The 24,309-nt window shown below is 46.4% G+C and carries 23 protein-coding genes and 1 tRNA gene; 10 read left to right on the forward strand and 14 right to left on the reverse strand.

Going from position 1 to position 24,309, the window contains the following annotated elements; translation table 11 throughout:
• Both QUB04_RS18230 and QUB04_RS18235 read left to right on the forward strand, forming a co-directional pair.
• Nucleotides 1–1,136: glycosyltransferase family 4 protein (locus QUB04_RS18230; RefSeq protein ID WP_333286459.1), on the forward strand; the 1,136-nt coding region annotated here is incomplete at its 5' end.
• 34 nt (nucleotides 1,137–1,170) lie between these two features.
• On the forward strand, nucleotides 1,171–3,093 hold the full coding sequence (locus QUB04_RS18235) for a hypothetical protein (protein ID WP_333286460.1): 1,923 nt from the start codon (nucleotides 1,171–1,173) through the stop codon (nucleotides 3,091–3,093).
• Between the two features lie 475 nt (nucleotides 3,094–3,568).
• On the opposite strand, the gene QUB04_RS18240 is transcribed toward QUB04_RS18235, so the two are convergent.
• Both QUB04_RS18240 and upp read right to left on the reverse strand, forming a co-directional pair.
• Entirely contained in the window at nucleotides 3,569–3,715 is a 147-nt protein-coding gene (locus QUB04_RS18240) for a hypothetical protein (RefSeq protein ID WP_333147073.1), read from the reverse strand.
• A gap of 320 nt (nucleotides 3,716–4,035) precedes the next feature.
• Nucleotides 4,036–4,671 (reverse strand): uracil phosphoribosyltransferase, encoded by a 636-nt coding sequence (upp, locus tag QUB04_RS18245; protein ID WP_333214988.1) that lies wholly within the window; start codon nucleotides 4,669–4,671, stop codon nucleotides 4,036–4,038.
• A gap of 602 nt (nucleotides 4,672–5,273) precedes the next feature.
• Between upp and QUB04_RS18250 the strand changes: the two genes are divergently transcribed.
• A complete protein-coding gene (locus tag QUB04_RS18250; protein ID WP_333286461.1) occupies nucleotides 5,274–5,846 on the forward strand; it encodes a DUF4360 domain-containing protein in 573 nt (190 codons plus the stop codon).
• Nucleotides 5,847–6,459: 613 nt separating this feature from the next.
• Here the strand turns inward: QUB04_RS18250 and QUB04_RS18255 are convergent.
• The 4 genes from QUB04_RS18255 to QUB04_RS18270 all read right to left on the reverse strand — a co-directional run bounded on the left by QUB04_RS18255 (nucleotide 6,460) and on the right by QUB04_RS18270 (nucleotide 10,376).
• On the reverse strand, nucleotides 6,460–6,732 hold the full coding sequence (locus tag QUB04_RS18255) for a hypothetical protein (protein WP_333286463.1): 273 nt from the start codon (nucleotides 6,730–6,732) through the stop codon (nucleotides 6,460–6,462).
• A complete protein-coding gene (locus QUB04_RS18260; protein ID WP_333286465.1) occupies nucleotides 6,713–7,960 on the reverse strand; it encodes a URC4/urg3 family protein in 1,248 nt (415 codons plus the stop codon). The genes QUB04_RS18255 and QUB04_RS18260 overlap by 20 nt, the downstream gene beginning before the upstream one ends.
• Nucleotides 7,957–9,039: an adenylate/guanylate cyclase domain-containing protein gene (locus QUB04_RS18265; protein WP_333105679.1), complete on the reverse strand. Its 1,083-nt coding sequence runs from the start codon at nucleotides 9,037–9,039 to the stop codon at nucleotides 7,957–7,959. Before QUB04_RS18265 ends, QUB04_RS18260 begins: the two co-directional genes overlap by 4 nt.
• An 89-nt stretch (nucleotides 9,040–9,128) precedes the next feature.
• Nucleotides 9,129–10,376 (reverse strand): GTP cyclohydrolase II, encoded by a 1,248-nt coding sequence (locus QUB04_RS18270; protein WP_333286467.1) that lies wholly within the window; start codon nucleotides 10,374–10,376, stop codon nucleotides 9,129–9,131.
• Between the two features lie 418 nt (nucleotides 10,377–10,794).
• Here QUB04_RS18270 and QUB04_RS18275 point away from each other — a divergent pair, with 418 nt between their 5' ends.
• Nucleotides 10,795–12,129 (forward strand): cytosine deaminase, encoded by a 1,335-nt coding sequence (locus QUB04_RS18275; RefSeq protein WP_333286469.1) that lies wholly within the window; start codon nucleotides 10,795–10,797, stop codon nucleotides 12,127–12,129.
• Between the two features lie 246 nt (nucleotides 12,130–12,375).
• Nucleotides 12,376–13,050 (forward strand): 7-cyano-7-deazaguanine synthase QueC, encoded by a 675-nt coding sequence (queC, locus tag QUB04_RS18280; RefSeq protein WP_333286471.1) that lies wholly within the window; start codon nucleotides 12,376–12,378, stop codon nucleotides 13,048–13,050.
• Nucleotides 13,051–13,298: 248 nt separating this feature from the next.
• On the opposite strand, the gene QUB04_RS18285 is transcribed toward queC, so the two are convergent.
• The gene (locus QUB04_RS18285; protein WP_333286472.1) at nucleotides 13,299–13,628 is read right to left on the reverse strand and encodes a hypothetical protein; all 330 of its coding nucleotides are present in this window, start codon (nucleotides 13,626–13,628) and stop codon (nucleotides 13,299–13,301) included.
• Nucleotides 13,629–13,792: 164 nt separating this feature from the next.
• On the opposite strand from QUB04_RS18285, the gene QUB04_RS18290 reads away from it, so the two are divergent.
• Nucleotides 13,793–14,407 (forward strand): hypothetical protein, encoded by a 615-nt coding sequence (locus QUB04_RS18290; protein WP_333286474.1) that lies wholly within the window; start codon nucleotides 13,793–13,795, stop codon nucleotides 14,405–14,407.
• Between the two features lie 7 nt (nucleotides 14,408–14,414).
• On the opposite strand, the gene QUB04_RS18295 is transcribed toward QUB04_RS18290, so the two are convergent.
• Entirely contained in the window at nucleotides 14,415–15,893 is a 1,479-nt protein-coding gene (locus tag QUB04_RS18295; protein ID WP_333286476.1) for a hemolysin family protein, read from the reverse strand.
• Between the two features lie 68 nt (nucleotides 15,894–15,961).
• Nucleotides 15,962–16,654 (reverse strand): hypothetical protein, encoded by a 693-nt coding sequence (locus QUB04_RS18300; RefSeq protein ID WP_333286477.1) that lies wholly within the window; start codon nucleotides 16,652–16,654, stop codon nucleotides 15,962–15,964.
• Between the two features lie 186 nt (nucleotides 16,655–16,840).
• On the opposite strand from QUB04_RS18300, the gene QUB04_RS18305 reads away from it, so the two are divergent.
• Nucleotides 16,841–16,913 (forward strand) — tRNA-Ile (locus tag QUB04_RS18305).
• Nucleotides 16,914–17,181: 268 nt separating this feature from the next.
• Here QUB04_RS18305 and pyrR read toward each other — a convergent pair.
• From pyrR to QUB04_RS18325, 4 genes are all read right to left on the reverse strand, one after another.
• A complete protein-coding gene (gene pyrR, locus QUB04_RS18310; RefSeq protein ID WP_333068480.1) occupies nucleotides 17,182–17,715 on the reverse strand; it encodes a bifunctional pyr operon transcriptional regulator/uracil phosphoribosyltransferase PyrR in 534 nt (177 codons plus the stop codon).
• A 399-nt stretch (nucleotides 17,716–18,114) separates the two neighbouring features.
• Complete coding sequence (gene cbiB / locus QUB04_RS18315; RefSeq protein ID WP_333286561.1) at nucleotides 18,115–19,194, reverse strand: adenosylcobinamide-phosphate synthase CbiB; 1,080 nt, start codon at nucleotides 19,192–19,194, stop codon at nucleotides 18,115–18,117.
• 322 nt (nucleotides 19,195–19,516) lie between these two features.
• Nucleotides 19,517–19,933, reverse strand: coding sequence for a GFA family protein (locus tag QUB04_RS18320; RefSeq protein ID WP_333286479.1), 417 nt, complete (start codon nucleotides 19,931–19,933; stop codon nucleotides 19,517–19,519).
• 37 nt (nucleotides 19,934–19,970) lie between these two features.
• Nucleotides 19,971–20,414 carry an Rrf2 family transcriptional regulator gene (locus tag QUB04_RS18325; protein WP_006635345.1) on the reverse strand — a complete coding sequence of 148 codons (444 nt, stop codon included), beginning with the start codon at nucleotides 20,412–20,414 and terminating at the stop codon, nucleotides 19,971–19,973.
• Between the two features lie 265 nt (nucleotides 20,415–20,679).
• Here QUB04_RS18325 and QUB04_RS18330 point away from each other — a divergent pair, with 265 nt between their 5' ends.
• The 3 genes from QUB04_RS18330 (at nucleotide 20,680) to QUB04_RS18340 (ending at nucleotide 22,251) form a co-directional block, all read left to right on the forward strand.
• Nucleotides 20,680–21,069, forward strand: a complete 390-nt coding sequence (locus tag QUB04_RS18330; protein ID WP_015179394.1) for an AbrB family transcriptional regulator — start codon at nucleotides 20,680–20,682, stop codon at nucleotides 21,067–21,069.
• Between the two features lie 108 nt (nucleotides 21,070–21,177).
• Nucleotides 21,178–21,375 carry a hypothetical protein gene (locus tag QUB04_RS18335; protein ID WP_333286481.1) on the forward strand — a complete coding sequence of 66 codons (198 nt, stop codon included), beginning with the start codon at nucleotides 21,178–21,180 and terminating at the stop codon, nucleotides 21,373–21,375.
• A gap of 450 nt (nucleotides 21,376–21,825) precedes the next feature.
• Nucleotides 21,826–22,251 carry a hypothetical protein gene (locus QUB04_RS18340; RefSeq protein WP_333286483.1) on the forward strand — a complete coding sequence of 142 codons (426 nt, stop codon included), beginning with the start codon at nucleotides 21,826–21,828 and terminating at the stop codon, nucleotides 22,249–22,251.
• 596 nt (nucleotides 22,252–22,847) lie between these two features.
• Here the strand turns inward: QUB04_RS18340 and QUB04_RS18345 are convergent.
• On the reverse strand, nucleotides 22,848–23,951 hold the full coding sequence (locus QUB04_RS18345; RefSeq protein ID WP_333286485.1) for a site-2 protease family protein: 1,104 nt from the start codon (nucleotides 23,949–23,951) through the stop codon (nucleotides 22,848–22,850).
• Nucleotides 23,952–24,309: the final 358 nt, after the last annotated feature.

Below are 24,309 nucleotides of genomic sequence, written 5' to 3' on the forward strand. Positions count from 1 at the left end.
GGCACGGGGGCACGGCCCCTACGGATAATGAAACAGCCCTGCTTAACCAGGGGGAGGGCTTCTTGCATCCCCCCCTTAACAAGGGGGGGACTGAGGGGGGGTTCCCTGAAATAATAGGAAAATTCCACAGATTCAGTCGATTTTTGTTGTCCGGGACGCCTCCGAACGTACTCTCAAACTACTCCCAAGCAATGCAGAATTGGGCAGACGAATTGGTAACAGCAGGCAAATGCGATGCTGTCACCTGCGAACACAGCGTTAATGAGATTTACGTGCGTCCAGAATGGCGGCAAAAACTGCTGACAGTGGGAAACATTCACAGTTCCGTTTGGGGAACTTGCAGGGAAATGTTAGCAACCGGCACGTCGGAAAAACCCCTGCGCGATCGACTAAATTTACCGCTACTCGCCCGCTATGAAAAACGCTACTGTTCCAAATTCTCCCGGATTGTTGCGACAACATCCACAGACAGAGAGCAACTCCTAGAATTGCTGTCGCCTCCGGTTCAAATGCGAGGAAAACAAGATTTTTTTGTACCTCCCATAGATGTAATTCCTAACGGCGTGGATTTAACTCAATTTCCGTACCGGTCGATCGATCCGGGAGGACATACCTTAATTTTTGCAGGCGCAATGAACAATTTGCCCAATATAGACGCGGCGCGGTTTCTCAGTTTGCAAATACTGCCGCCTTTGCAGCAGCGCTATCCCGATGCTACCCTCACCCTAGTAGGGGCTTCGCCAGTCCCGGAAGTGCTCGCCTTGGGGGAACTTCCCGGAATTCAAGTAGTAGGTCGGGTGCAAAGGGTGGCAGAATATTTGCATCAAGCTGCTGTTTGTGTGGTGCCGATGCGGATTGGTTTTGGGATTAAAAATAAAACTTTGGAGGCGATGGCTGCGGGAACTCCCGTGGTTGCTAGCGATCGAGGTTTGGAGGGTTTAGCCGTCGATGGCGGCCCACAACCGAGAAGGGCCTTGCGGGCGAACAAAGTTCAGGAGTATGTTGAGGCGATCGCCAGTTTGTTTGAAAATCAGCAACTAAGACAAGAGCTCTCTGTCAACGCTCGATCGCTCGTTGAAAGCCAATACACCTGGGATATCATAGGTCGGCAGTACGATCGGCTATTGCAATTTTAAACTCTAAATTCTAAAATCTAAATTCTAAAATGGCATGATGGAACACAAAATTAACCCCTCAAAAAATCGAGCCAAACCCCCAGAAACTCGCCAAGTTGCTCCTCCTCCGACAAGACGCCGTCGCCAAACCCGACGCCCCAAAAATCTTCAAGAGTCCCAGCTTCCAATACCTACTCGCCCAACTCGCGCCAGATATCCCTGGAAAAGACTGATAACTAATTTGACAGCCCTCAGCGTCTTGTGTGGCTGTGCAGCTTTGATGGGAGGCGGCGCTTGGCTGAGTTATCAGCTCATCGTCGATCCCAATGGCAACAAGTTGATCTCTCAGTTTGTGCCGGAATGGTCGCGCCTGCCTACAGGTAGCAGAGATTCGATCCAAACTCTCGATCAAATCAAAGCCAGCATCCGCAAATTGGGATTCGTAACCGGAGAACCCCTGCCACTTCCCGTCGATCAATCCCGCGATAATTCTATTTCCGATTTGCTATTGCCGGTGATGGTAGAAAGAACTGTTAAAGCTTCTACTGTTTGCAAAAATCCTTGCCGTCAAATTGTCGAACTTCGGGTGTACAAGCGGGTACAGCTTCCCGATCGCAGTTCCGATAAAGAGCAGTATTTTCAGCTAGCAAGTTCTGTGAATGTAGAAGGCCCTGCGGAATCTTTTGTCATTGCTTCTTTAGCTGACTCTACATCTGACAATCAAGCCTCGAATCAGTCGTTACCCCTAACAGAACTGCGCCGCTTTGACGGAAAGCCCCCCGCCTCCGGCATTTGGTTTAATGTCAGCGGTCAACTAATGCGGGGCGAAAAGAAAATTCCCTACGGACAAGTCGTTCGCTACAACCCCAGCCAAAATCATTTAATGCCGCTGTTGGAGTGGGCGAGTGCGGCTGGACAACCGCCGAATTGGCAGCAAATTGTTAAGGGCGAAAACCCGCAGTTGGCGATCGACCAAACAGTTGGTTTAGAGCCACAATTTACCCTTTATCAAATTGGCCCGCGCAAATTTTTGCCGAACCCCGTTCAGTTAACGGCGATTTCTTTAGAAGAAATTGCTTTTAATGACGAGACTTACAAAAATGGGCTGCGACTGGCGAAAAGCGGGCTGTGGTCTCCAGCATTAAATGTTATGCGTGTGGCGAAGGGGAAAGCCGGCAAAAATTGGCCCGCAGTCGCGCAAGCTCAGCTAGAAACGATCGAATTTCACGCTAAAATTACTCGGGCTCAGGCGATCGCATCTTGGGCCAGTCCCGGTCAACAAGTTCTCGCAGAATTGATCGACGGCCGCTGGACTGAAGCTTTGCAAGTATTTGAAGCCGATCCGAGTAACAGTCACGAAATAGCCACAACCCTCAAAAATGACGGCGGGCGGATCTGGAACCGCATAGACGCCGCCTTGAGAGTGAATGCCGCTGACGCCGATGTCAAGGCTTGGGGCGCGCTGATTGTAGCTTCTCAAGACGGAACTCGCGAGGCAATGAATTGGCTCGACCAGCAATCAGATACTGACAGCGAAACCAGAAGTCGAATTCGGAATTTGGTCAACAAACTTGAGGAAGCAGTTTCTCAGGCTGAAAATCTAGAAGACCACAAAAGTCAAATTATGGGTTCTGCTACTTTAATTAACAGTGTCAATCCCGCTGAGTGGCTGGAACCAGAACCGAACAATGAGTTAAAATTGGCGGGAGAACAAGTTTGGTATCAGGTGCAAGTAGCGAGTTTTTACGACGGTAGCCGTTGGGTTAATTCGCCCTTTTCTGATGTAGAAGTGCGCTCTTTTCCTGCTACTCAAGTCAAGTGGCTGTGGGGGCGGCTGGGATTGCAGGCTGACCCCAAGATTAAGATTGAGGTAGCGATGGCTAACGGTCAACAAAGAGTTGCTGTGGGAACGGTGAAAGCAGTGCAGGTTCAAGATGGAAGTCTGCGCTTGCTGGCGGCGGTTGACAAGCGATCGTAATCTGGCAGAAAGCCTTCGGCAGATAGAACAGTCCCGGAGGCACTCTTGATATCAAATCCGGCTGCGCCGGAATGAGATCAAATCCGCGCTTCATCGTCGGGCGTAAAGTCGAATGAAGCTGCCAACAAATATCAACGCAATTTTCAGTTTTTTGACTCACAGTCAACAGTTAACAGTCAACAGTCAACCATCATGAGGAGTGCAACCGGAATCGATATGACACAAAGAAACCGGGTTTTTTTACCATTTCTGCCGATTGCAACAGAAGTATTTTCGTAAAAAAACCCGGCTTCCTTCCATCTGTACGTCCAAAACGAGGAAAAAGGAAAATTCTTTCTTTTGCGCCTCCGGTAACTCCGAAAGCAGCGCAATCTCAAAACTCTTCCCCTCCCCACTTATCGCTCTCGGACAAGAATGCACACAAAAATTTTGTTAATCTAATTAACACCACTGGCGCACAAAAAACCCAGAGATGTCAAATCGCGCCCTTTTTAGAGAGTGCTGCAATCATCTGCCGTTTCACGGCCTTAGCCCAAAGCTCAAACTCCAAACTGTTGATATTCTGAATTTTCACTTCCTCAACAGAGTGAGTTGGGGCTTCTTTCTGTGCTGTAGTCTCCATTCTTTTTTCCTCGTCCAAGAATTGTTAGTAGTCGATCGCAAACGGTTAGGATCATACATCTATTTTATGAACTAACCGTTTGCGATTAATTACACTAAAGGCAGAGATTTTCCCCATAAGATGCAGTAAATACATTGAGATAATGCGATTTAGGAATTTAATGTAAAAAAATCGTACAAGCCTTGCTATATATAGGCTTTTCCTGACATTAAAATCTTACAATTTACATTGTATGGCACTATCAAACCAAGAGTTATGTTAGTAAACTTTTTTTTAAATGAATGTATTGACATATACAGCAGAAAACAATTTTATTGAATTCACATAGTGCCGTAAAGTCGATCGCCCGCATCTCCCAGTCCGGGTACAATATAGCCATGCTCGTCCAAACACTCGTCAACTGCCGCCGTATAAATCTGCACGTCAGGATGTTGTTCGTGAAAGTGCCCCACTCCCTCCGGTGCCGCCAGCAAACACAAAAATTTAATAGACTTCGGATTAACTTCTTTCAGCCTATCCACTGCCGCCACTGCTGAATTACCAGTAGCCAGCATCGGATCGACAATTAAAACATCTCGCTGTTCAATATCCTGGGGAACTTTGAAATAATATTCGATCACCATGCGAGTTGTCGGATCGCGGTACAAACCAATATGTCCTACCCTCGCAGACGGAATCAGCTCTAAAATACTATCTAACAGTCCCTGACCCGCGCGCATAATCGAAATAATAACAATTTTCTTTTCTGCAGCCAGCACCGGTGCATTCATTTTGGCGATCGGCGTTTCTATTAGTTCGTATTTTAGCGGCAAATCTCGCGTCACTTCATAGGCGAGCAGCATTCCAATCTCTTTCAGCAATTGGCGAAATTTCGCCGTGCTCGTTTGAGTTTGCCGCATGAGAGTTAACTTATGCTGTATCAAAGGATGGTCGATGACAGTAACTTTAGCACTCATTTTTTTGAATAATTAATTGGCTTTATTCTAACTTATCAGCCATCGAGGCATTCTTGACGCAAAAAAAAACCGGTTTCTGCCGCCCCTGCGTCCGGGACTACTTATATCAAACCCCTATTGAAAACACCAATATCCCGCGAATAAAATTGCTCCGACAATTGCCTTTCATCCGCCCAGCGCGACACTAAGTATGCGAGGTTTGAAAATACACAAATATGTCATTCTCTCGTTTCCTCTTCTTCCCACACTCTTCCTAATAACGCAGATCCGGGCCCAAAAGCCTCCCCACTGGTTTCGCTGTCTCGCGCTCCATCCCAGCCCAATAACACAGATCCGGAGTTTTGCACCGAAACCTTCCGGAACTTTTACCAACCGATATGAATCTTAAGAAGTATCAACATAAAACCTATTTTTTCGATTAATTCACTAATCGAAAAAACCTGAAGAGGAACTGCCCATGAGGTTATAAGCTTGGCTTGACTGGCTTTTCATCTTGCAACATGAAGGCGGCAATATCCAAGTTTGAAAAACATTACCTAAATTCAGTTCCATTTTTTTAGGGTGCTCCTAACACACAACTGAACTTATTAAGGAGAACATCCATGAAGTTTGTAAAACTATTGCTAGCTACGGCATTAATGACAGCTTCTATCAGCCCCGCCTTGGCTAATCCTGCCGTTCAAATTTTAGGTGCAAGCTACGGCGGTAGCGGTTGCCCAGATCGCTCCGCCAGTGTCAGCGTCAGCCCTGATGGTCAAGAACTCACCATCCTATTTGACAAGTTTGCAGCCCTGGGAAATGTCTCAACAGAAAGCCGGAAAAGCTGCAATCTGAGCATTCCCATCAAAGTACCCCAAGGCTACCAAATTTCTATCTACGATGCTGATTACCGCGGCTACGTGGCTCCTAGAACCACAGGCAACCTGCGAGCAGAATACTTTTTCGCGGGAGCGCGCGGCCCAGTTTTTAATCGGAATCTCAGCGGCGAAACTAACTACAATGTTCGAGATAAGTTAGCTACTGTAGCGAATGTTTGGTCTCGCTGTGGTGATAGTGTAAATATGAGAGTAAATGCTTCGATGACAGCCCGCGGTGCCGGCATGGCAACCGTTGACTCCTTCGATTTGGCTCATCGCGGTTTAGTTTATCACGTCAAATATCGCGCTTGCCGCTAAGCAGCTTGTGGGAGTGTAGTGTGAGGTATATTTTTCAGGTTTGAATTTTGAATTTTGAGTTTTAAGTGGGAAGAGGGAATAATTTTCCCTCTTCCTTCTTGCTTCTTCCCTCTTCCCTTTTTCAACTTCCTGACATCCGTTACCAAGAAATTGGGTCTAAAGCCCCGTCCTTCGCTCGACGGCTTTAATTAATTATCAACTTTTGTTAATTGTTTTCTTGAACTTTCTTGCATTGTGTTCATTGTAGAGTAGAATAACTATACTACAGGTAGAATAACCGCCGATACACATGAGACACCACGCTCAAACGACAGGTCCCAAAACAATAATGGTTAGTGGGTGGCGAAAACCACGAAAAACATAGCTGGGCTAACTAATGTAAGCCAAAATCAGAGACTAAACTTTTTATTTTTAAAATGTACTGTGGGGCACACAGAAACAAGAGAAGCAATTCTCGAAAGCTTGGGGAGACAAACCCTCGCGAGGCTATCTAAATTAAGCTCGATATTTGGTTCTTTTGAACGGATACCTGGTTTAAACACTGCCGCAAGGATAGATAGTTTTAAGGTAGGTCGCAGAACCAAGAATCCCCTCGCCTTCAGGCAGGGGAGTGTCAAATCTGATATCTTGCACCCTTGTCAGCAACAGGCTTTCCGGCCTGTTCCACAAGAAAATTTATATTTTGTGGAACAGGCCGGAAAGCCTGTTCATAAAAGGCTAATTGAGAATGGTGCAACATATGGGTTACATCCGTTACATCCGTTATAGAATCCGTTGCCGAACTTCCCTCTTCCCTCTTCCTTCTTCCTTCTTCCCTCTTCCCTCTTCCTTCTTCCTTCTTCCCTCTTCCTTCTTCCTTCTTCCCTCTAAAACACAGTCCCGTCACTTTCAATCTGAATTGGCGGCACTCCACCAGCCCTCAATTCGGCGGCAATCTTCCGCCCCGCCGCCCAAGTTCCTCCTTGCAAAATCTTCACCAGCGGCAATTGTTCCGCACTCAAATGCAGCTTTTCTCGAATAGCTGCGGCAATTTTATCTAAAAGATTCACAGTGAGCGATCGCCATTCTACTATAACTTCCGAACCAGGCAAGTAACTCTGCTCAAAAATAGCCGAATCTTTTGCCTGCAGCAGCCCGATATCCAAACAAAAACCGCCGTTGCGGTACTCCGGCAATCCCGTTAACTCATCCAATCCGGCGACTTCTAAACCAAGTTCTTGCAGCGGTTCCAACAGGGAATAAGTCAACCACTGCGATAGTTTGTGAAACGGCACGAATTCATCTCCCAGATTTTCTCCTTGTAATGCCCGATGCCGCCAAACATCGCCTAAATTAACTCCACCAATTGCATATCTTCCCGGCCAAATTTCCCCAAAACCTGTCAAAACAGCGCTCAACACGATCGCAGCCTTCACAGTTTCGCCTCCAGAAACCCGACTGTCGAGCAAGTATTTTGCCAAATTGCCGGGACGCGGGTTTTCGCTACCAAATAATAAGGGATGCTGCCAAATCGCATTTCCCAAACGCTGCAATAATTCTAATCTGCCTGTTAAACCAACTAGCGGATTGTCTCGACTTACCTGAAATCCAGCAGCTAAGGTTTCAAGTTTTAATTGAGAAAGTCCGCGAGAATCAGCTTGCCAAGGAAAATCGGGATTGCTGGAAAAAACACCTTGACAAAACATCCGCAAGCTGGCTATTGCTAACCCTTCAGAACGGCGGTAAACCTGTCCGGTTTCTGGTTCACAATACTGCCAATCTGCACCAGCACCGGCATCAAGCAAAACGCTGATAATTGCTAAATCAAATTTGATCTTAGCTTGCTCTATGAGTGCAAATTCTCCTAAAGCTGCATTCAATTCGGCGAGTCGCGACAAGTTGCCAGCTTCAAAATGTCGCCAGCGACTGTGAAAGGGAATGTTAAAATCGGGATATTGTTGGCGCGTTGTGTCAATTACATAATTTGCTGCTTTGTCGAGTTGGGATAAATCGACGCGGAAGTAGCGGAGTTTGTCCTGGCGGGCTAAATCAAAAAGCCGATCGCACTTTTGGCGAATAGCAGCCGGCGTTCTCAGATATTCTACAATCTCAAGTTCAATATTGCCCAAGTTCATACAACCAAACAGCGGTAAACATCGTTTTCTTGAAAAAAGTCAAACTGACTGTAATCTAAAAGATTATCTAAAATCGCATTTTTATCGATTTTGATCAGCTTATATTCCCACTTCGACCCGCTGACTTCGCGTTTTATGTGATCGGAAACTATCACCGAGTTTTTTTCTTTTCCCGGAGATACTATTTTACTTAAATCTTCCAGTCTGTCGGCTATGTGAATATCTTTTCCGTAAGTGCAAGACCTAAATATATATAGATTTCCCTTCGCAACTCCCACCGACAAGCCACAAGGTATTTGATTGGCGTTAATAAAAAGTTTCCAATTCTCGCACAGACTTTCCATTGCTGCTAAGGCTGAGTGAGCTTCCGGGAAAGTCAACAAATGCGAATCCCCAACAATACTCCGAATTGTGCCGCCGTATTCTTCGCAAATTGTTTTTTCAAAAGTATCAAAGTTGGTGAGCAAATATTCCACATCTTTGATTGAATTAGATTCTTGATAAGCAATAAAACCTCTCAAATCTGCTTTAATTATTGCTTGATTCTTGATGATTCGCGTTTTGTAACTTTGGTCAACTTTGTATACTTTTTCAGGTTCGCTCATCCCTTTCAAAGAAAACTCGTTGACAAAAGATGTTTGCACTTCTGCTTTGTTGAGGGCCAGCCATGCTGCTTGGGACAAATATATTTCATCCGGCGGAGTTACTGATTCTATGCGCGCTGTTAAATTCACCGTATCGCCAAAGATATCTTTATCTTGATGCAAGACATCTCCTAATGTAATCGACACGCGAATAGCCAATCTTTCGTCGTTGGCTTTGCTAGATTGTTGCGATCTCAATTCTTGCTGCATTTCTATCGCAGCCACAGCCGCGGCTGTGACGCTGGGAAAAATTATCCAAAATGAATCACCTTCCCCTTTAATCACGCTGCCTTCATTTCTGGCGCTAATATCTGAAACAAAAGTTTTATGTTCGTTTAACAAACTACTTAAGTCCGACTGAGATAATTTTTTGACTCTGGCGGTATATCCGCAAATATCTGTTTTTACGATCACACTAGAACGCAAATTAGCCATAACCTACCCTGACTGATCAAAAACCAGCAATAAATTTTATGTAGCAAAGACGCGATTGTTCGCGTCCCATCGGTCGCGTCTTTGCCCTCTTAATCTCCTAAATCGCGTCCGATCGCTCCTGCAAGAATTGTAGCATCTGGTACAGGGTCTGGCGTGTAGTAGCCGGCGGCTTTTTTGGCGACGATTTCGACTTGTGCGTCTGCGGGAATCCAATCTTCAGGAATGGGGATGCGATCGACCACCTGAATGCCAGAATTGATAATCGCATTGTATTTCATATCGCTCATAGAAACTAAACTGTCAATTCGAGAGATACCCAACCAGTGCAGCACGTCTGGCATTAGTTCTTGAAACCGCATATCTTGAACTCCCGCAACGCATTCAGTGCGCGTAAAATAGGCATCAGCGCGATCGCCCCCTTCCTGCCGTTTTCTGGCATTGTACACCAAAAACTTAGTCACTTCCCCCAAAGCTCTCCCTTCCTTGCGGAAGTAAACTATTACCCCAGAACCGCCGGATTGTGCCGTTTGGATGCAAATTTCAATCCCGTGTACCAAATAAGGGCGACAAGTGCAGATATCGGAACTGAAGACATCTGAACCGTTGCATTCATCGTGTACCCGTACCGCCAACTGCTTATCCGGGTCAGAAATATTCGCGACATCGCCAATAATATAAACCGTAGTTCCGCCAATTGGCGGCAAGAAAACGTGCAAGTCTGGCCGCGTCACTAAGTCCGAGAACATTCCGCCTGTTTGCTCGAACAGGACACGGCGGAGAACGCTTTCTTGGGCGCCGATTCGCCTAGCAATTCCCGGCAAATACCACACCGGATCGATCGCAATTTTAGTTACTGCTAAATTGCCGCCTGCTTTGACTATTTTGCCATCAATTTGCACTCGCCCCTTAGCGATGGCATCTTGCAATTCTGGCATATTAATGTGAGCTTTAGTGACAGCAATTGTCGGTCGAATATCATATCCCTGCTGGATAAATGAAGTATAAACTTCGCTAACCAAACCCCCAAAGGGATCGAGAGAAACAATCAAATTGCGATCGCCCCAACTAGGGTGCGGCCCGATGTGTGCGGCCGGAGAGGTGTTGGTAAAATCGGGGCGGTGATCTGCTTGGAGTGCGCCGGAAGCCACTGCTAGCGCGCGATAAACAGAATAGGAACCCGAATGAGTGCCGATCGCATTCCGGTGAGACGATTTGGTGAGGCTGCCAATCACAGGCCCCCGTTTCAGGGGATCGATTTCTCCCCAGTGGATGGGATGAGGTTTTGTGCCGGATCTGTCGGGATGGGATGTTAAAACTATATGCTTGGGTTTTGACACAGTTTTTTTTTGCTCTTGCTATGGATGCTGCGGTTGGTTGAAAGTGAAATTGCTATTTGAAGCAGTGATTTATGATAGCAACAGGATTCAGGATCGGGAAGTATCCGGCATAGCAAAACTCGTGAAGCTGACTTGCGCGGTTTCTTCAAAAATATAAAAATTTTATATTTGTGCTTCAGCGATCGGGGCTGCACTACCAACAACAAAGCTACATATTTAATTCAAGTTTCTTTAGCGATTTTATTTCATTTGTGCATGAGATTTTTTTGAACTAACCACAGAGGGCGCAGAGGACGCAGAGTCTCTATAAAATATAGAAAGAGGAAAAGAGAGATGTTCACAATTCCTGCAAGGGTTGCTATAGTTACAACTGGTAGTGCTGAATTATCAAGAAAATACATACTAACTCACAAAATTAATGTTGCCAAGTACATCTAATTATTTGCTCAAAAATGGTCGCGTACCCGCGTCTCTTCTAGAGATGAAATCGATCGCCTCGTCAGCTTCTACTGTGGCGACAACGGGGAGTGAGAACAATTTTTGTTTGGTGGATTTGGAAATTGCGGCAGGGGCGATCGCCCAAATTACTCCAGCAGGTACAAAACCGGTCTCCTCCTCTGGAGATATCCCAGTTATAGATTTGCAGGGCGGCTTAGTTTGGCCTTGTTTTGTGGATATGCACACCCATTTAGACAAAGGCCACATTTGGGAACGATCGCCCAATCCCGATGGAACTTTTGCCAGCGCGATCGAAGCGGTAGGCGCTGATGCCCAAAAAAACTGGAATGCAGAGGATGTTTACCGGCGAATGGAGTTCGGACTCAAGTGCAGCTACGCCCACGGAACCAAGGCTATCCGCACTCACATCGACAGCGCAGGGGAACAGGGAACCGTTAGTTTGGGAGTATTTGAAGCGCTGCAAGCCGAATGGGGCGATCGGCTGATCTTGCAAGCAGTTTCCCTGGTTTCCCTCGACTATTTCCTGACACCAGCCGGCGAAAAATTAGCCGATCGCATGGCCCAAACCGGCGGCATTCTCGGTGGCGTCGCCTATATCAACCCCGACTTAGACAAACAACTCGATCGAGTTTTTGCCTTAGCCAAAGAACGAAATTTAAACCTCGACTTCCACACCGACGAAAACGACGATCCAGATTCAGTAACACTGCGGGAAGTCGCAAAAACCGCCATCCGCCATGAATTTTCCGGTCAAATTATCTGCGGACACTGCTGTAGTTTAGCCGTACAACCGTCAGATTTAGTAACAGAAACTCTGGAATTAGTCAAGGAAGCCAATATTGGCATTGTCAGCTTGCCGATGTGCAACCTTTACCTGCAAGACCGAGAATCTCAGCATACACCGCGCTGGCGGGGAGTGACACTGCTGCACGAACTCAAAGCAGCAGGAATTCCCGTTGCAGTTGCTAGCGACAATTGTCGCGATCCGTTTTACGGATTTGGCGATCATGATGTTTTGGAAGTCTTTAATATGGCAGTCCGCATCGCTCATTTAGATAGGCCTTGGGGGGATTGGCCCTGTGCAGTGACAAAGACTCCAGCCGATTTAATGGGATTGCCGAATTTAGGACGAATTGCAGTTGGTTTACCAGCAGATTTGATTTTATTTAAGGCGCGGAATTTCAGCGAATTGTTATCTAGAGCGCAGGGCGATCGCACAGTTTTGCGACAGGGAATTAAAATTGATACAACTTTGCCCGATTACCGCGAACTCGATGATTTCTTAGCAATTTAAATCTGACATTTTGTACGAATATCAAGAACAGGCAAGATGCCTGTTCCACAAAAGATGAATTTTCTTTCTACTCGTTACTAGGCAGAGCCGGGAACCAGTTAATTGAGTTTTGTGGAACGGGCATCTTGCCCGTTCTTGACAATGGTGTAATATGTAGGTTTCAAAAAGCATTTAGCCTTGGTATATTGTCAATTAGCCACTATTTTGATATAAATATAAAAGCTAATTTGATTGAGGATGTTTTAAGTGAAAGCAGTTATTTTATTGTCGGGAGGGCTGGATTCCTCAACGGTTTTGTATCAAGCCAAAGCCGACGGCTGCGAGTGTTACGCTATTTCCTTTGACTACAAGCAAAGACATCGGCGGGAGTTGGAATCAGCAAGGGCGATCGCACTTTCGGCCGCGGTTAAGGCACATCAGATAGTAAACTTTGACTTAACACTGTGGGGCGGTTCCGCTTTGACGGATAATGAGATGGAATTGCCGATCGATCGCAATCTTGCAGAAATGTCCCAAAACATCCCAATTACCTACGTTCCTGCTAGAAATACGATCTTTCTCAGCTTTGCCCTCGCCTACGCAGAAACTCTAGAAGCCGAGCGCATTTACATCGGTGTCAACGCTTTAGATTATTCCGGCTATCCCGACTGTCGCCTCGATTACATCCAAGCCATGCAGGAAGTATTTCGGTTAGGAACAAAGCAGGGAAGAGAAGGAAATCATATTAAGATTGTAACACCTTTGATCGAACTAAAAAAAACACAAATTATTGAATTAGGCAATAAGTTGGGAGTGCCTTGGGAGCAAACTTGGTCTTGTTATGCAGGCGGGGAAAATGCCTGCGGCGTTTGCGATTCTTGTCGGCTGCGGCTGGCGGCTTTTGAGGAATTGGGGCTGAAAGATCCGGTGCCTTATGCTTAAATATGACTTACGCATGGGTGGTCAGAAACCGGGTTTTTTCGAGTCTCTTCGCTTCCGCCCGCCGAAACGGTAAAAAACCCGGTTTCTAAGCATGGCAGCGGGTGGTCAGAAACCGGGTTTTTTCGCAAGAATATATTACAGATGGCAGAATCTGCCAAAAACCCAGTTTCTTGGGTTTTGATGCGTAAGTCCTGCATGACTAAAATTTTTAAAATTGATTCTTAGTTAGTTTGGAATCATCCGAGTGCTTATTTACCTTTCGGCTCATCCTCAACTTCCGGTTGACCCTGGTCTTCCTGTTCAAACTTAATTTCATTTTGCAGCGAATTTAATGGCACTAAAAGCATATCAGCTATTTGCGATTGTCCTCTAGCCCTGTAGATATCTATAGCTTTCTGAAAATCTTCCACTCCACCCTGTTTTTCTCCAATTACAGATCGAATACGAGCACGGATAATATAAGCTTCTACAAAATCAGGATTGAGATTAATTGCTTGAGTAAAAGATTCAGCAGCTTCCTTATACAGTTCTCTGCGACCGAGGTCGAATCCTTGTTGATAAAGTTCTTGAGCTTTCATCGCATTTTTTAATTTCTGCTGTTCGTCGCGCTTGCATAAAGGATCGAGTCTATTCCCTTGACCTGATGAATCCAGTATAAAGCACCCTGGTTCTTCCTGAGCATTCGCTACAGTCTGAAAAAAAGGTAGACTAATTATTGACTGTTTTTCCCAATCTAAAAGATATGTCTATTGAAGAGCGCCGAGGTATTGAAACAATTGACAGAAACCAAAATCTACTTCTCGTTCGCGCTCCTATTGAGTCAGTGGCGCAAAAGTTCAGTAGGGCGAGACGGGCGGATGTCTGGGAACGGGATATATACGATCGCGAAATCGAAATTACCGCCGAAAGCTATATTGTTTTTCAGTTCCGAGGACACCCTTGGACGATCGTTGAGCAACTGAATCATCAGCCCGGTTCCCTTGTATTTGGAGTAGGAGATGCTATCACCCTTTCCAGCTTCCCATCCACTCGCGCCCTCTACTACACAGGTAGCGACACTTGCGGCTATATTGGTTATAACTGCTATGACGGAGGTGCATTTGCAGAGATGCTGTTCTTTGAAGCAGAAATGGATCTCCTATTCCTCTCTGATTTTCGTGAGGTTAAAGCTGAGGACATTGACGATGCCTTTAACTTTACTTTCGCTTTTATGCAGGAGCAAGATATCTATATTCCCTACGCATATTACGAAAATGTGAAGGTTGGCAATAGGTTGAATTTACGCCCCAAAGGCCCGACGTTAGATGATTTAGTACGCAGCGACTTCGAGCGAGTAGATTATGTAGGTATTCGCTAAAATATTCTCAACTAGAAAATTTCGCCACACTACTCACCCCGCTATTCTTTCGCCCTTTCCCCACAACTTCCTCATCCGCTGCTGCAACTGCACTCAAAGCTCGATCGCCCGCAGCCCCTTCCAACAAGTGAATTTGAAGTTGATCCAACCGCGGCCCGGACACAGAAACAACCGTAAGTTCAACATTTTCGCCCCGCCAAACTTCCCCAGCCGCCGGCATTCTTTGCAACTGATAACTCAGAAAACCTCCAATTGTCTGATATTCGTCAGTTACTGGCAAATCCAAATTCAATATTTGATTCACATCATCTAAATTTAACTGCGCTTGAACTAAATAAGTGCGATCGTCCAATACTTGCAAAGCAATTTCTTTGCTATCGGGTGACTCGTAGCTGCGGCCGATAATTTCCGCAATCAAATCCCTCAGTGTCACTAACCCGGAAATGCCACCAAATTCATCGACTACGATCGCAATTTCTTCCGACGAACTCTGCATCAAAGGCAGCAGTTCCCCCAGCAGCATCATCTCCGGCACAAACCTCACCGAACCCATCCAATTTAAAATTGGCGTGTCGGGAGATAGCAAACCTTCAGCTAGGGGTTTCGCAAGTTGTTTGAAGCCAATAATGCCGATAATGTCGTCTAAAGAATCTCCCGTCACGGGATAGAGGGAATGGTTAGAAATCGCCATTTCGTCGAGCAAAGTTTGAAAGGTTGCCGTCTTGGGAAGTGCGACAATGCTAGGCCTCGGCACCATTACTTCTTGTACCCAAACTTCGCCAAATTCAAACACGTTGTTGAGCAATTCTCGCTTTTCTGCTTCCAAGCCGCTGGATTCGCTGGAAGTAGCTATAATTAATTGCAGTTCTTCGGGCGTAACCGGCCGATGCCTTAGATCGTATTCGATGCCCGCAAACCGCAAAAGCGATCGAGTGGATTGATTGAGAAACGACACAAAGGGATTGAACAAACGGGCAATCAATAAACTTGGAGGCCCTAAATTTCTGGCTAGCTGTTCGGAATACAGTAAGGCTACAGATTTGGGAAAGAGTTCGCCCAGTACGATTTGCAGGTAAGCTAGCAACAAAAAAGTTACTATTGATATGCTAAAAGAATGGGAGATCGCCGACTTGATGTAAATTGGCAGTGGCAAATAGCCGATCGACATTCGCACTAGCACGGCGATCGTACTTTCTCCAATCCAGCCGAGAGCTAAACTAGAAAGAGTGATTCCCAACTGCATTGTCGAAAGCAATCGCTCAATACTTTGCTGCAAAGATTGCACAGTTAAAGCTGCAACGTCGCCAGCTTCCACTAACTGATTGATGCGCGATCGGCGTACCGTCACCATCGAAAACTCAGCCGCCACAAAAAAAGCATTAATCGCAATCAGCAACAGCACTGACAGCAACCGCGACAGCACCTCTGTCAAACTCATCGCGGGTAAATCAGATATCTCCTGCACTCTCGCCCCTAAAAGTGACACAATGCTTCCTAAAAAAACTTTATCGATCGAACCTGAGAATCCGTCTGCAGGTTTGGTCTTCTTTTATTTTACTTCGCCACTGGAATGCCAGATATTTGCAACTGAAGTTTTTGACCTGGATAATCTGTCAGCGTCAGCGAAACTTCTTTAGCATTTTCCAGCAAAGCTGTGGGAATACTCACCGTACCGTAAAACACCTGCCCGTTGGGGGGGAGTTCCGACGGCAAATCCTCGGCAGTCGCGCTCAGGGCCCGGCCACGATCGTCAGTGACGTTCAAGAAGCTGTAGAGAAACCTCACAGCTTGGGAGCCCTCATTTTTCATGCTCACGTCTAGCAGCATGGAATTGTTGCGCTGACTGGCCGCGCTCACTTCCAGGGTTATTCCCCCGTCGCGACTGTTCAGGGGAAACTTGGCGCTGGCATTTTGTGCAGCCGGTTTTTTGGCCGCGGCTGGTTTAGAGTTTGCCTTCTCTGTTTTAGTATTTGCCCCGGCCGTTGTTTTTTCTGGATCGCGACCTTCTACCCGTGCTTTGACGGTTGTGAGAATGTCTTTTTCTTTCAAAATGCTCACTTGGTCTTTGCTAGCCGTCGTTCCAGCCTTGCCGCTGCCAGCATTGTTGCTGGGACGAACATCGGGTTGAGTCGTTCCTTGTAAGGCTTCGCGACCTATAGTAAATCCCCAAACAGAACTCGTCACGCCTGCTCCAAACATCAGAGTGAGCAGAATTAGAGTCAGCACTACCGTCGAATTCACTGCCATTGCCTATAAGTTTATGCCGAGTCCTAGAAACTGCTTTGTCCGGTCGATCGGCTTGCCTAACATTGGCTAACAGGCGATCGGGGACTCAGCAGATCTAAAGATTTTGATTTTTGTTCTCTAGTTCTAGCACGGACTGAGAAATTATGTTATAATTCATTTTGAGTTAGGTCGAAGAAATCGATTTAACGGCAGTTGGCCGAGCGGTTTAGGCAGCGAACTCATAATTCGCCCCAGGCAGGTTCAACTCCTGCACTGCCGATTTTTAAGAACATAGGACGCTCCCCGCGCGAAAAACCTGGTTTCTTCCTAGATACTTGGTTGCTCCGCCCATCAGGCTAGAAACCAGGTTTCTACGAGAAATTGCGACGAGAAACGAAAAATATACGAAGAAACCGGGTTTCTGAGGTCGCCAGTGCTCACGCGAACTAAACAAAGCAGTCGATCGACTCGCTCCTGACATGGCTCGATCGCGGGAACCCTCACACTGCACTCCAAAAATTATTATTCCGATGCCAAAATCAACGATATCAACCCTTAATTAACTCCACTCCGTCCCGCCCGTCGAGTTCTTGAACGTAAACCTTAACTTGTTCTTCCTTTGCAGTCGGCAACTTTTTACCCGTAAAATCCGGCTGAATCGGTACTTCTCGGTGGCCGCGATCGACTAATACCGCCAACCAAATTTTCTCCGGCCGCCCGTAATCGTTTACCGCATTCAAAGCCGCTCGACTCGTTCTGCCTTTATATATAACGTCATCTACCAACACCACGGTTTTGCCCGTCAAATCGAAAGGAATTTCTGTTTTAGCCGGTGTCCGCATCGCAACTCGATCCAAGTCATCTCGGTAAAAGGTAATATCCAAAGCGCCCACGGGTACTTTGACTTGTTCGAGGACTTCAATTTGATCTGCCAAAATTTGAGCTAAAGGCACTCCTCTACTATGAATGCCCAACAGCACTAACTCCGAGGGGTTCCCTGATTTTTCGACAATCTGGGAAGCGACGCGGGTGAGAGTGCGCCTCACTTCATCAGGCGATAAAATTTGGATAATTTTAGTCATTGGTTGCTGCGAGCTAATTGTTGGCTGTTGGCATATCGAACAATTTGAGATTTTAGATAGATGGACTTGACAGATGAATCTGGGGGTTGGAACAAAGGTCAATCGATTTTAGATTTTAGATTTTAGATTTTAGATTTTAGCATTGACCCCACGGATAAATTCGGGGGCTTGTTGATCGGATACAGGTTTTTTATTTCTGGACGGATGAATCCGGGGGCTTGTATCCTGGATGCTTTCGGTCAAAACTTTTTTTGCTGCTGTCGGTGGCTGATCTCTGTCTTCTGCAGGACTTACCCCGAACAGATGAAAAGCAGATGCTGCGATTGCAAGGCTTGGAGCGCTAACTATCACAGAAATACGTTATTTATGCCTCCTGGACTGTTCGCGTGAGGTCATCAGTTACCGACTCAAACATAATAAGGTATAAAAAAGCAATGATAGTCCCAACCAAATCAGAAAGCAATACCGAGTTAATTGCAATGCTTGGCAAATTAGCGGCGCTGCGATCGGGTGAACCGGCTCGCCTAACAGCGGTTTGTGTTTGAGAACTCCGCGATAGGAATTGGAACCTCCTAGTTGTACTCCCAAGATGGCGGCGTAAACGCACTCGCTCCAACCGGAATTGGGACTGGCATCTTTAACAGCATCTCTCTGACAAATTTGCCAAATGTAAATCGGTTTACCAGATATAACGGCTAAAGTAATCACTGTTAGCCGGCAAGGAATCCACGTCAGTACGTCTTCTAGTTTGGCGCTAAACCATCCTAAATCAGTGTATGGTGCTTCTTTGTAGCCGACGGTAGAATCTAATGTGCTGGCTGCTTTGTAAGCGATCGCCAAGGGAACCATCGCACTCGCCCACATCGAGTTAGGATCGATCGGGCGATCGGTAACACTTAATAATAGATGCGGCAGAGCGAACCCAAGTAAGGCATAAAATAGCGGTGCTGTCACGCCATCGACTGCATTCTCTGTTACAGTTTCTAACACTGCTCGCAGAATTTCCGGCTCGGATAAGTTTTCGGTATCCCGGCCGACGTAAAGGCTCAACCTTTCTCGCGCCTTGACTAAATCTCCAACATTTAAAGGTGCTAGCACATCCTCTGCTGCGGCCCTCAAACTGCGACCTGCAAAACAGCTTGCCAGCAAAATGGTCTGTATGGCAATACCTAAAAGAGGATGTACCCAACTAGCAGCTTGGACGATCGACCAACTGACAGTATAACTGCCTACAATCAGCCCGATCGCTAGTATTATACCAGCACCTCGTAGCAACAGTTGGTGCCGATCCCCAGCGGGACGATCCTCTGCTTCAGGCATTTTGCCTGCGGGATGATTCGATATATTAAAGACAAATCGAGTATAACGGTCGATCGCCCAACCCATCGCCTGCACGGGGTGTGGCCAACCCCAAGGATCGCCGATCGAATAATCCAACACCGCAGCTAAAATCAAAACAGGAAATTCATCCGGCATCATTATATATTGTGTCAAACTTGATAGTCCGTCAATCGATTTTAGATTTTAGATTTTAGATTAAAGAATTGAAGAAAGCGACCCCACCGATCAATCCGGGGGCTTGCGATGGGGAGCGAGGAGCTTTTTTCTCGCTCCACGGATGAATCCGGGGCCCCGAACCATCTTCCTTGATTGTCAGAGCAGGAGCGATCGCCCGATAGAGCAGATTTTAACTCCTGCTACCCTTGCGGACTTTGATTTTTTGAGGGGCGATTTTATAGTAGAAGGAAGAAGGAAGAAGCAATAAAGACAAGGGTTTGAGCAATTCAAAACCTCATCATCATCAGGCCTGGTTGCTATAACTGCTGAGATTACTTTCGTCGCGGAGCAAGTGTACGTTCTCCTCCCAATTAACACCGTCAAAGGGTAGGATCTGAAAGTGTTCGATGGCATCTGAGTCAAGACAGCGGACGTTGACATCGAAATGATCGGGATGCGATCGGGGGCGATAGAACGAGTGAATGCCGCAAATTCGGCAGAAAGTATGTTGAGCAGTTCCTGTATTAAACGTATAGGTGGTCAAAACATCTTCGCCACTGAGCAAGGTAAAACGTTCCGGCGGCACAATGAGGTGCAAAAATCCTTTCTTTTTACAGATAGAGCAGTTGCAATCAGATGCTTCGTGTTTGTCAACGGCGACACGGAAGCGGACAGCTCCGCAGTGACAGCCGCCAAAGTAGGTAACAAGTGTTGCGTCCATGTGTGCTTGCTGGCGATCGAATGAATGAACTTACCATTTAAATGATAAAGCTAGTTTCTTCCCCAAGAGCCGCTTGCCAACTGCGGACATCATAGTATAAGTCTTCGAGGGAAATACTGTACAGCGCTTCGGCAAGTTTTTTGTGCAATCGGTTCCACAAACTGAATGTTACCCAGTCCTCTGCTTGTGTCGCGTCGGGAAAATGTCGAGGTAAAGGTTCAATAGTTTCACCTACAGCCTCTAAGATTTGTCCTAAAGAGATTTGAGCTGGCTGGCGGGCTAATTGATATCCTCCTTGGGAACCCCGAACAGATTGGACTAAACCGGCTCGTCGCATTTCAATCAGCAATTTTTCTAGATACGGAGCAGGTAACTCCTGTCGCTTCGCTATCGATTTCACCGATGTCGGGCCAAAGCGAGGTTGCAAACTTAGATCCAGTAATGCTTTGACACTGTAGTGTCCGCGTGTGGTTAACTTCATGGGATTTTAAGAGCGGGGCAAATATTCAGCTAGCTGATAGCTGATAGCTTATGCTACCGAGTTTAGAGATTGCTCGCACCGGCTGCAGCTACTCCTCAAGAAAGACTGCAGGTTGTTAAAAATATTTAGATAATAGTGGTTAACAATTGAGCCGATCGGTGTAATATGGTTTTACGACCAGCTATAAAGCTAAAGTTTCTTGGTCAAACCAAAAACCAACCGAGAAAAAATCCGTACACCAGTTGAATATTTCAGGACTCAGTAAATGGCTAAAAAGAAAAATATCGAACCCCTTGAAGGCGAAGATCTGATCAAAAAGGTCAAAGACCTAGAGAACCTTACCAAGGAAGAAAAAGCTAGAGCCTGTGGCTACTACACCGTTACCAAGAACGGCGTAGAACGGGTCAACATGATGAAATTCCTGAATGCGCTGATTGATGCAGAAGGCATTCAGCTAGACGGGAAGCAAAACGGCAATGGACGCGGCGGACGCTCTGCCAGCTATCGGATTAGCGTTCAATCTAACGGCAACTTACTGATTGGAGCCGCCTACACGAAACAGATGGAACTCCAGCCAGGAGATGAATTTGAAATCTCTCTGGGACGCAAGCACATTCACCTGCGCCAAATCGATCGAGAAGAAGAAGAATCCTAGGCTTTTACGACTTGCTTTGACTTCTTGCTTGAACAGGTTGGTTTGACTTCAAGCATTGACTGCAAGCAGAGAGTTGGCTCTGAAATCTTTCTGTGAGCCTAAAAAAGTATGGCTTCTATAGATGGCAATGGCTCGACAAAAGCCACTGCCACCACTTTATATTTTCCGAGAATACCTATTCTCGCCCCTCGCTATATCCGTTTGGACAAGCGGGGGATTTTCCGCGTACCTGTTGAAGAGAAGTTCGGCAACGGATTTTGTACCGGATGTAACGGATGTAACGGATGGATGTTCGGCAGCCAATAGTGTACGGGATTTAACGGATGTAATTGATGAATCGAAGAGGTTTGAAGGAAGAATTAGGTTTGGTTGAGCTAGGAAACTCACCAAAGCAAGAAAATGGCGGAGGTATTCTGGGCCAAGAGTGCGTAATACGAGTTTAAAAAAAAGAATGCAACTGTCGGCAAACTCCAAAGCACGAGCTTCCTCATCCATCCCCAATTATTTAATCTAAAATCTAAAATCTAAAATCTAAAATTGTATAAGTCTCGTGCTTGCTCCTGATTTGTGTCTGTGTGGGATGTGTTTTGAGCGCAAGGAAACACCTCGATCGCCCGTAAGTGAAATTACAGGCTCCAACAGTTAAAGTGTTAGGGAGCAATTAGTCACCAGCCTATGCCGTTGGCCCGATTCGCGAGTAAAACTTCTCAACACCAAACAAAAATCTCCCTGCGTGCCCTTCTAGTGGCCTCTTTTGTGCTGCAAATCGTCGCAGCAGTTGGGATTGTCGGGTATCTGTCCTTTCGCAACGGAGACAAAGCAGTCGAAGAGCTCGCCGAGAAATTGATCGCCCAGACGGGAAAGAGAGTTGAAGAAAAGCTGATTTCTTTTCTCGAACCTACCCAGTGGGTAAATAAACTTAACGCCTCGGCGATCGAGCGCGGTGAATTAAACTTACAGTTAGAAAAGCCGCAGCATCGGGGAGAGAAGTTCCTCTGGCTGCAAATGCGATCTTTTCAAAGCATTCAATGGATATCCTTCGGTGCTGAAAAATCAGGAATCTCGGCATTTGGCGCAACCACACGGATAACAGCTTGCCAATTGTCGCAGCTAACAAGTCTACCAACTCTCACAACATATACTAAGCTACAGACAGCCGAGGCACTCGCACCGCTGAATTAAAGGCACAACCGGCAACCTACGATGCCCGTCTCCGCCCCTGGTACAAAGAAGCTGTCGCAGCTAACAAACCCATTTGGACGAGTATAAAGTTGTTGTAGGGAGCATCTCATATCAATTCCGGTAACACTCATACATGATGGGGAGTGGGGAGTGGGGGAATGTGGAATTATTGACCTTGACTTTATCATTCCCACCCAACCGGAAACGATATCAGCAGAGATGCTCCCCGAACCAGGGCTGTTTCATTCTCACCAAAAACGTGAATTTTGACTCTTGTAGTGCCTTTCTTTGCCTACCCCCGACCTAGATTCGTTCGGCAGACTAAGAGGGCCGGCACTCTTGGCACGGCCCCTAGGTCGAATGAAACAGCCCTGCTCCCCGAACAGCTATTTTAGCGGCTGCCACAAGAGTCCTGGGAGGGCATAAAATCCTCGCTCAAAGGTCTATACACTCTGATAATTATCATGCTTGATTTTGCTGCTAATAATTGAGTGTTGGACTTGACTTTTTTGAAGCTAGAGTTAACCCCCCCGATCGCGCTTTTGATAAGGGGCAATCGAGGGGGTTAACTATTATTTGTCAAGTATCTGAGGATATCAAGCAGGGTTGGCTTCGGCTCGTCTTTGTAGCAGGCGGGCAATTTCAGCTTTTTCTACAAGTCCGACGAGGACACCGTTTTCGCGAATGACGGGGAGTTCTTGTACTTTGAGTTGTTCTAGGAGGGTGACGACTTCGAGGAGGGATAATTCTGGTTTGACTGTTGTGGAAAATTCGATCGGCTTCAGGAGTTCTTTCACTAAAACTTCGGGCCAGCGTCCGGTAGGAATGGTTTTGAGGTCATCAAGGTCGATCGCCCCTACCAATTGTCCGGCATCATCTGTTGCCAGGAACCTGCGCCAGGTATGAGCGCTACCGATAACGTAATTGTTGGCAAATTCTCTGAGGGACAAGTCTTGGGAGACGATCGGACTTTCGGGCGTCACAGCATCTGCGGCGGTCAATCCTGCTAGTTTATTTTGGACTGTGGCATATTGTGCAGATTGACCGGCATTTTGCAGTAAGAACCAACCGATTACTAGATTCCAAATATTGCCGAATACGCCTGTAGCAATGGCAATCCAACCAATTATTTGACCGACGCGGCTAGCAAAAATTACACCTTTGTAAGGGTTGCCAGTAATTTTCCAGACGATCGCTTTGAGGATGTTGCCACCGTCGAGGGGCAAACCGGGAATTAAGTTAAATAACGCTAAAGCTAAGTTGATGGAAGCTAAAAGTCCGACGATGGCGGCTGCGGGGCCTGTGAGACCAGCACCGATGCCTATGGCTGTTAACAAACCGGATAAAAATAAGCTCACCAACGGGCCTGCAATGGCTACCCAAAATGCTTCGGCTGGGGTTTTGGATTCTCTTTCTAAATTAGCCAGTCCGCCAAACAGAAATAGCGAAATCGATTTCACGCCAATTCCCTGTTTAATGGCTACCCAACTGTGTCCTAATTCGTGGGCTAAGACGGAAGCAAATAACAGTAACGCTGTGAATAATCCCAGCATCCAGGGCGCTACGGGGCCTAATGTGGGAAACAGGGCAGCTAGTGCGCCACCGTACTGCCAGGTTACTAAACCCAGAACTAAAAACCAAGATGCGTTGACAAAGAAGGGAATCCCAAACAGGTTGCCGACGCGAAATGTACCGTTCATAATGGCTAACTCTGATTTTACGAATGAGAGGTTTTTCTCTCTGTCTCCTTATCGTAACGAAACGTAACGGCAATGTTAATGCTTCAATTAGGGTGTTATCCGTCTGTGGAGGTTCGGTTTGCTGAATAATTAACGCCGACTGCGGTTTGGCCCGCTAGGGGTTAAAAATCATTATCTCAAAACGGAAGTTTTTGCTATGAGGCTTGAGGAGGATATCTGTTTTAGTTTTCTGTTTTAATTTTCAGTCGGTTTTAACTCAAATCTTGTACCTCTGTCATGAACAGGCATCTTGCCTGTTCATGACAGATGGATTTTCTTTTTGCACCATTGTCAGCAACAGGCAAGATGCCTGTTCCAC

It is taken from the genome of Microcoleus sp. D2_18a_B4 (assembly GCF_036702475.1).
Taxonomy (GTDB): domain Bacteria; phylum Cyanobacteriota; class Cyanobacteriia; order Cyanobacteriales; family Microcoleaceae; genus Microcoleus.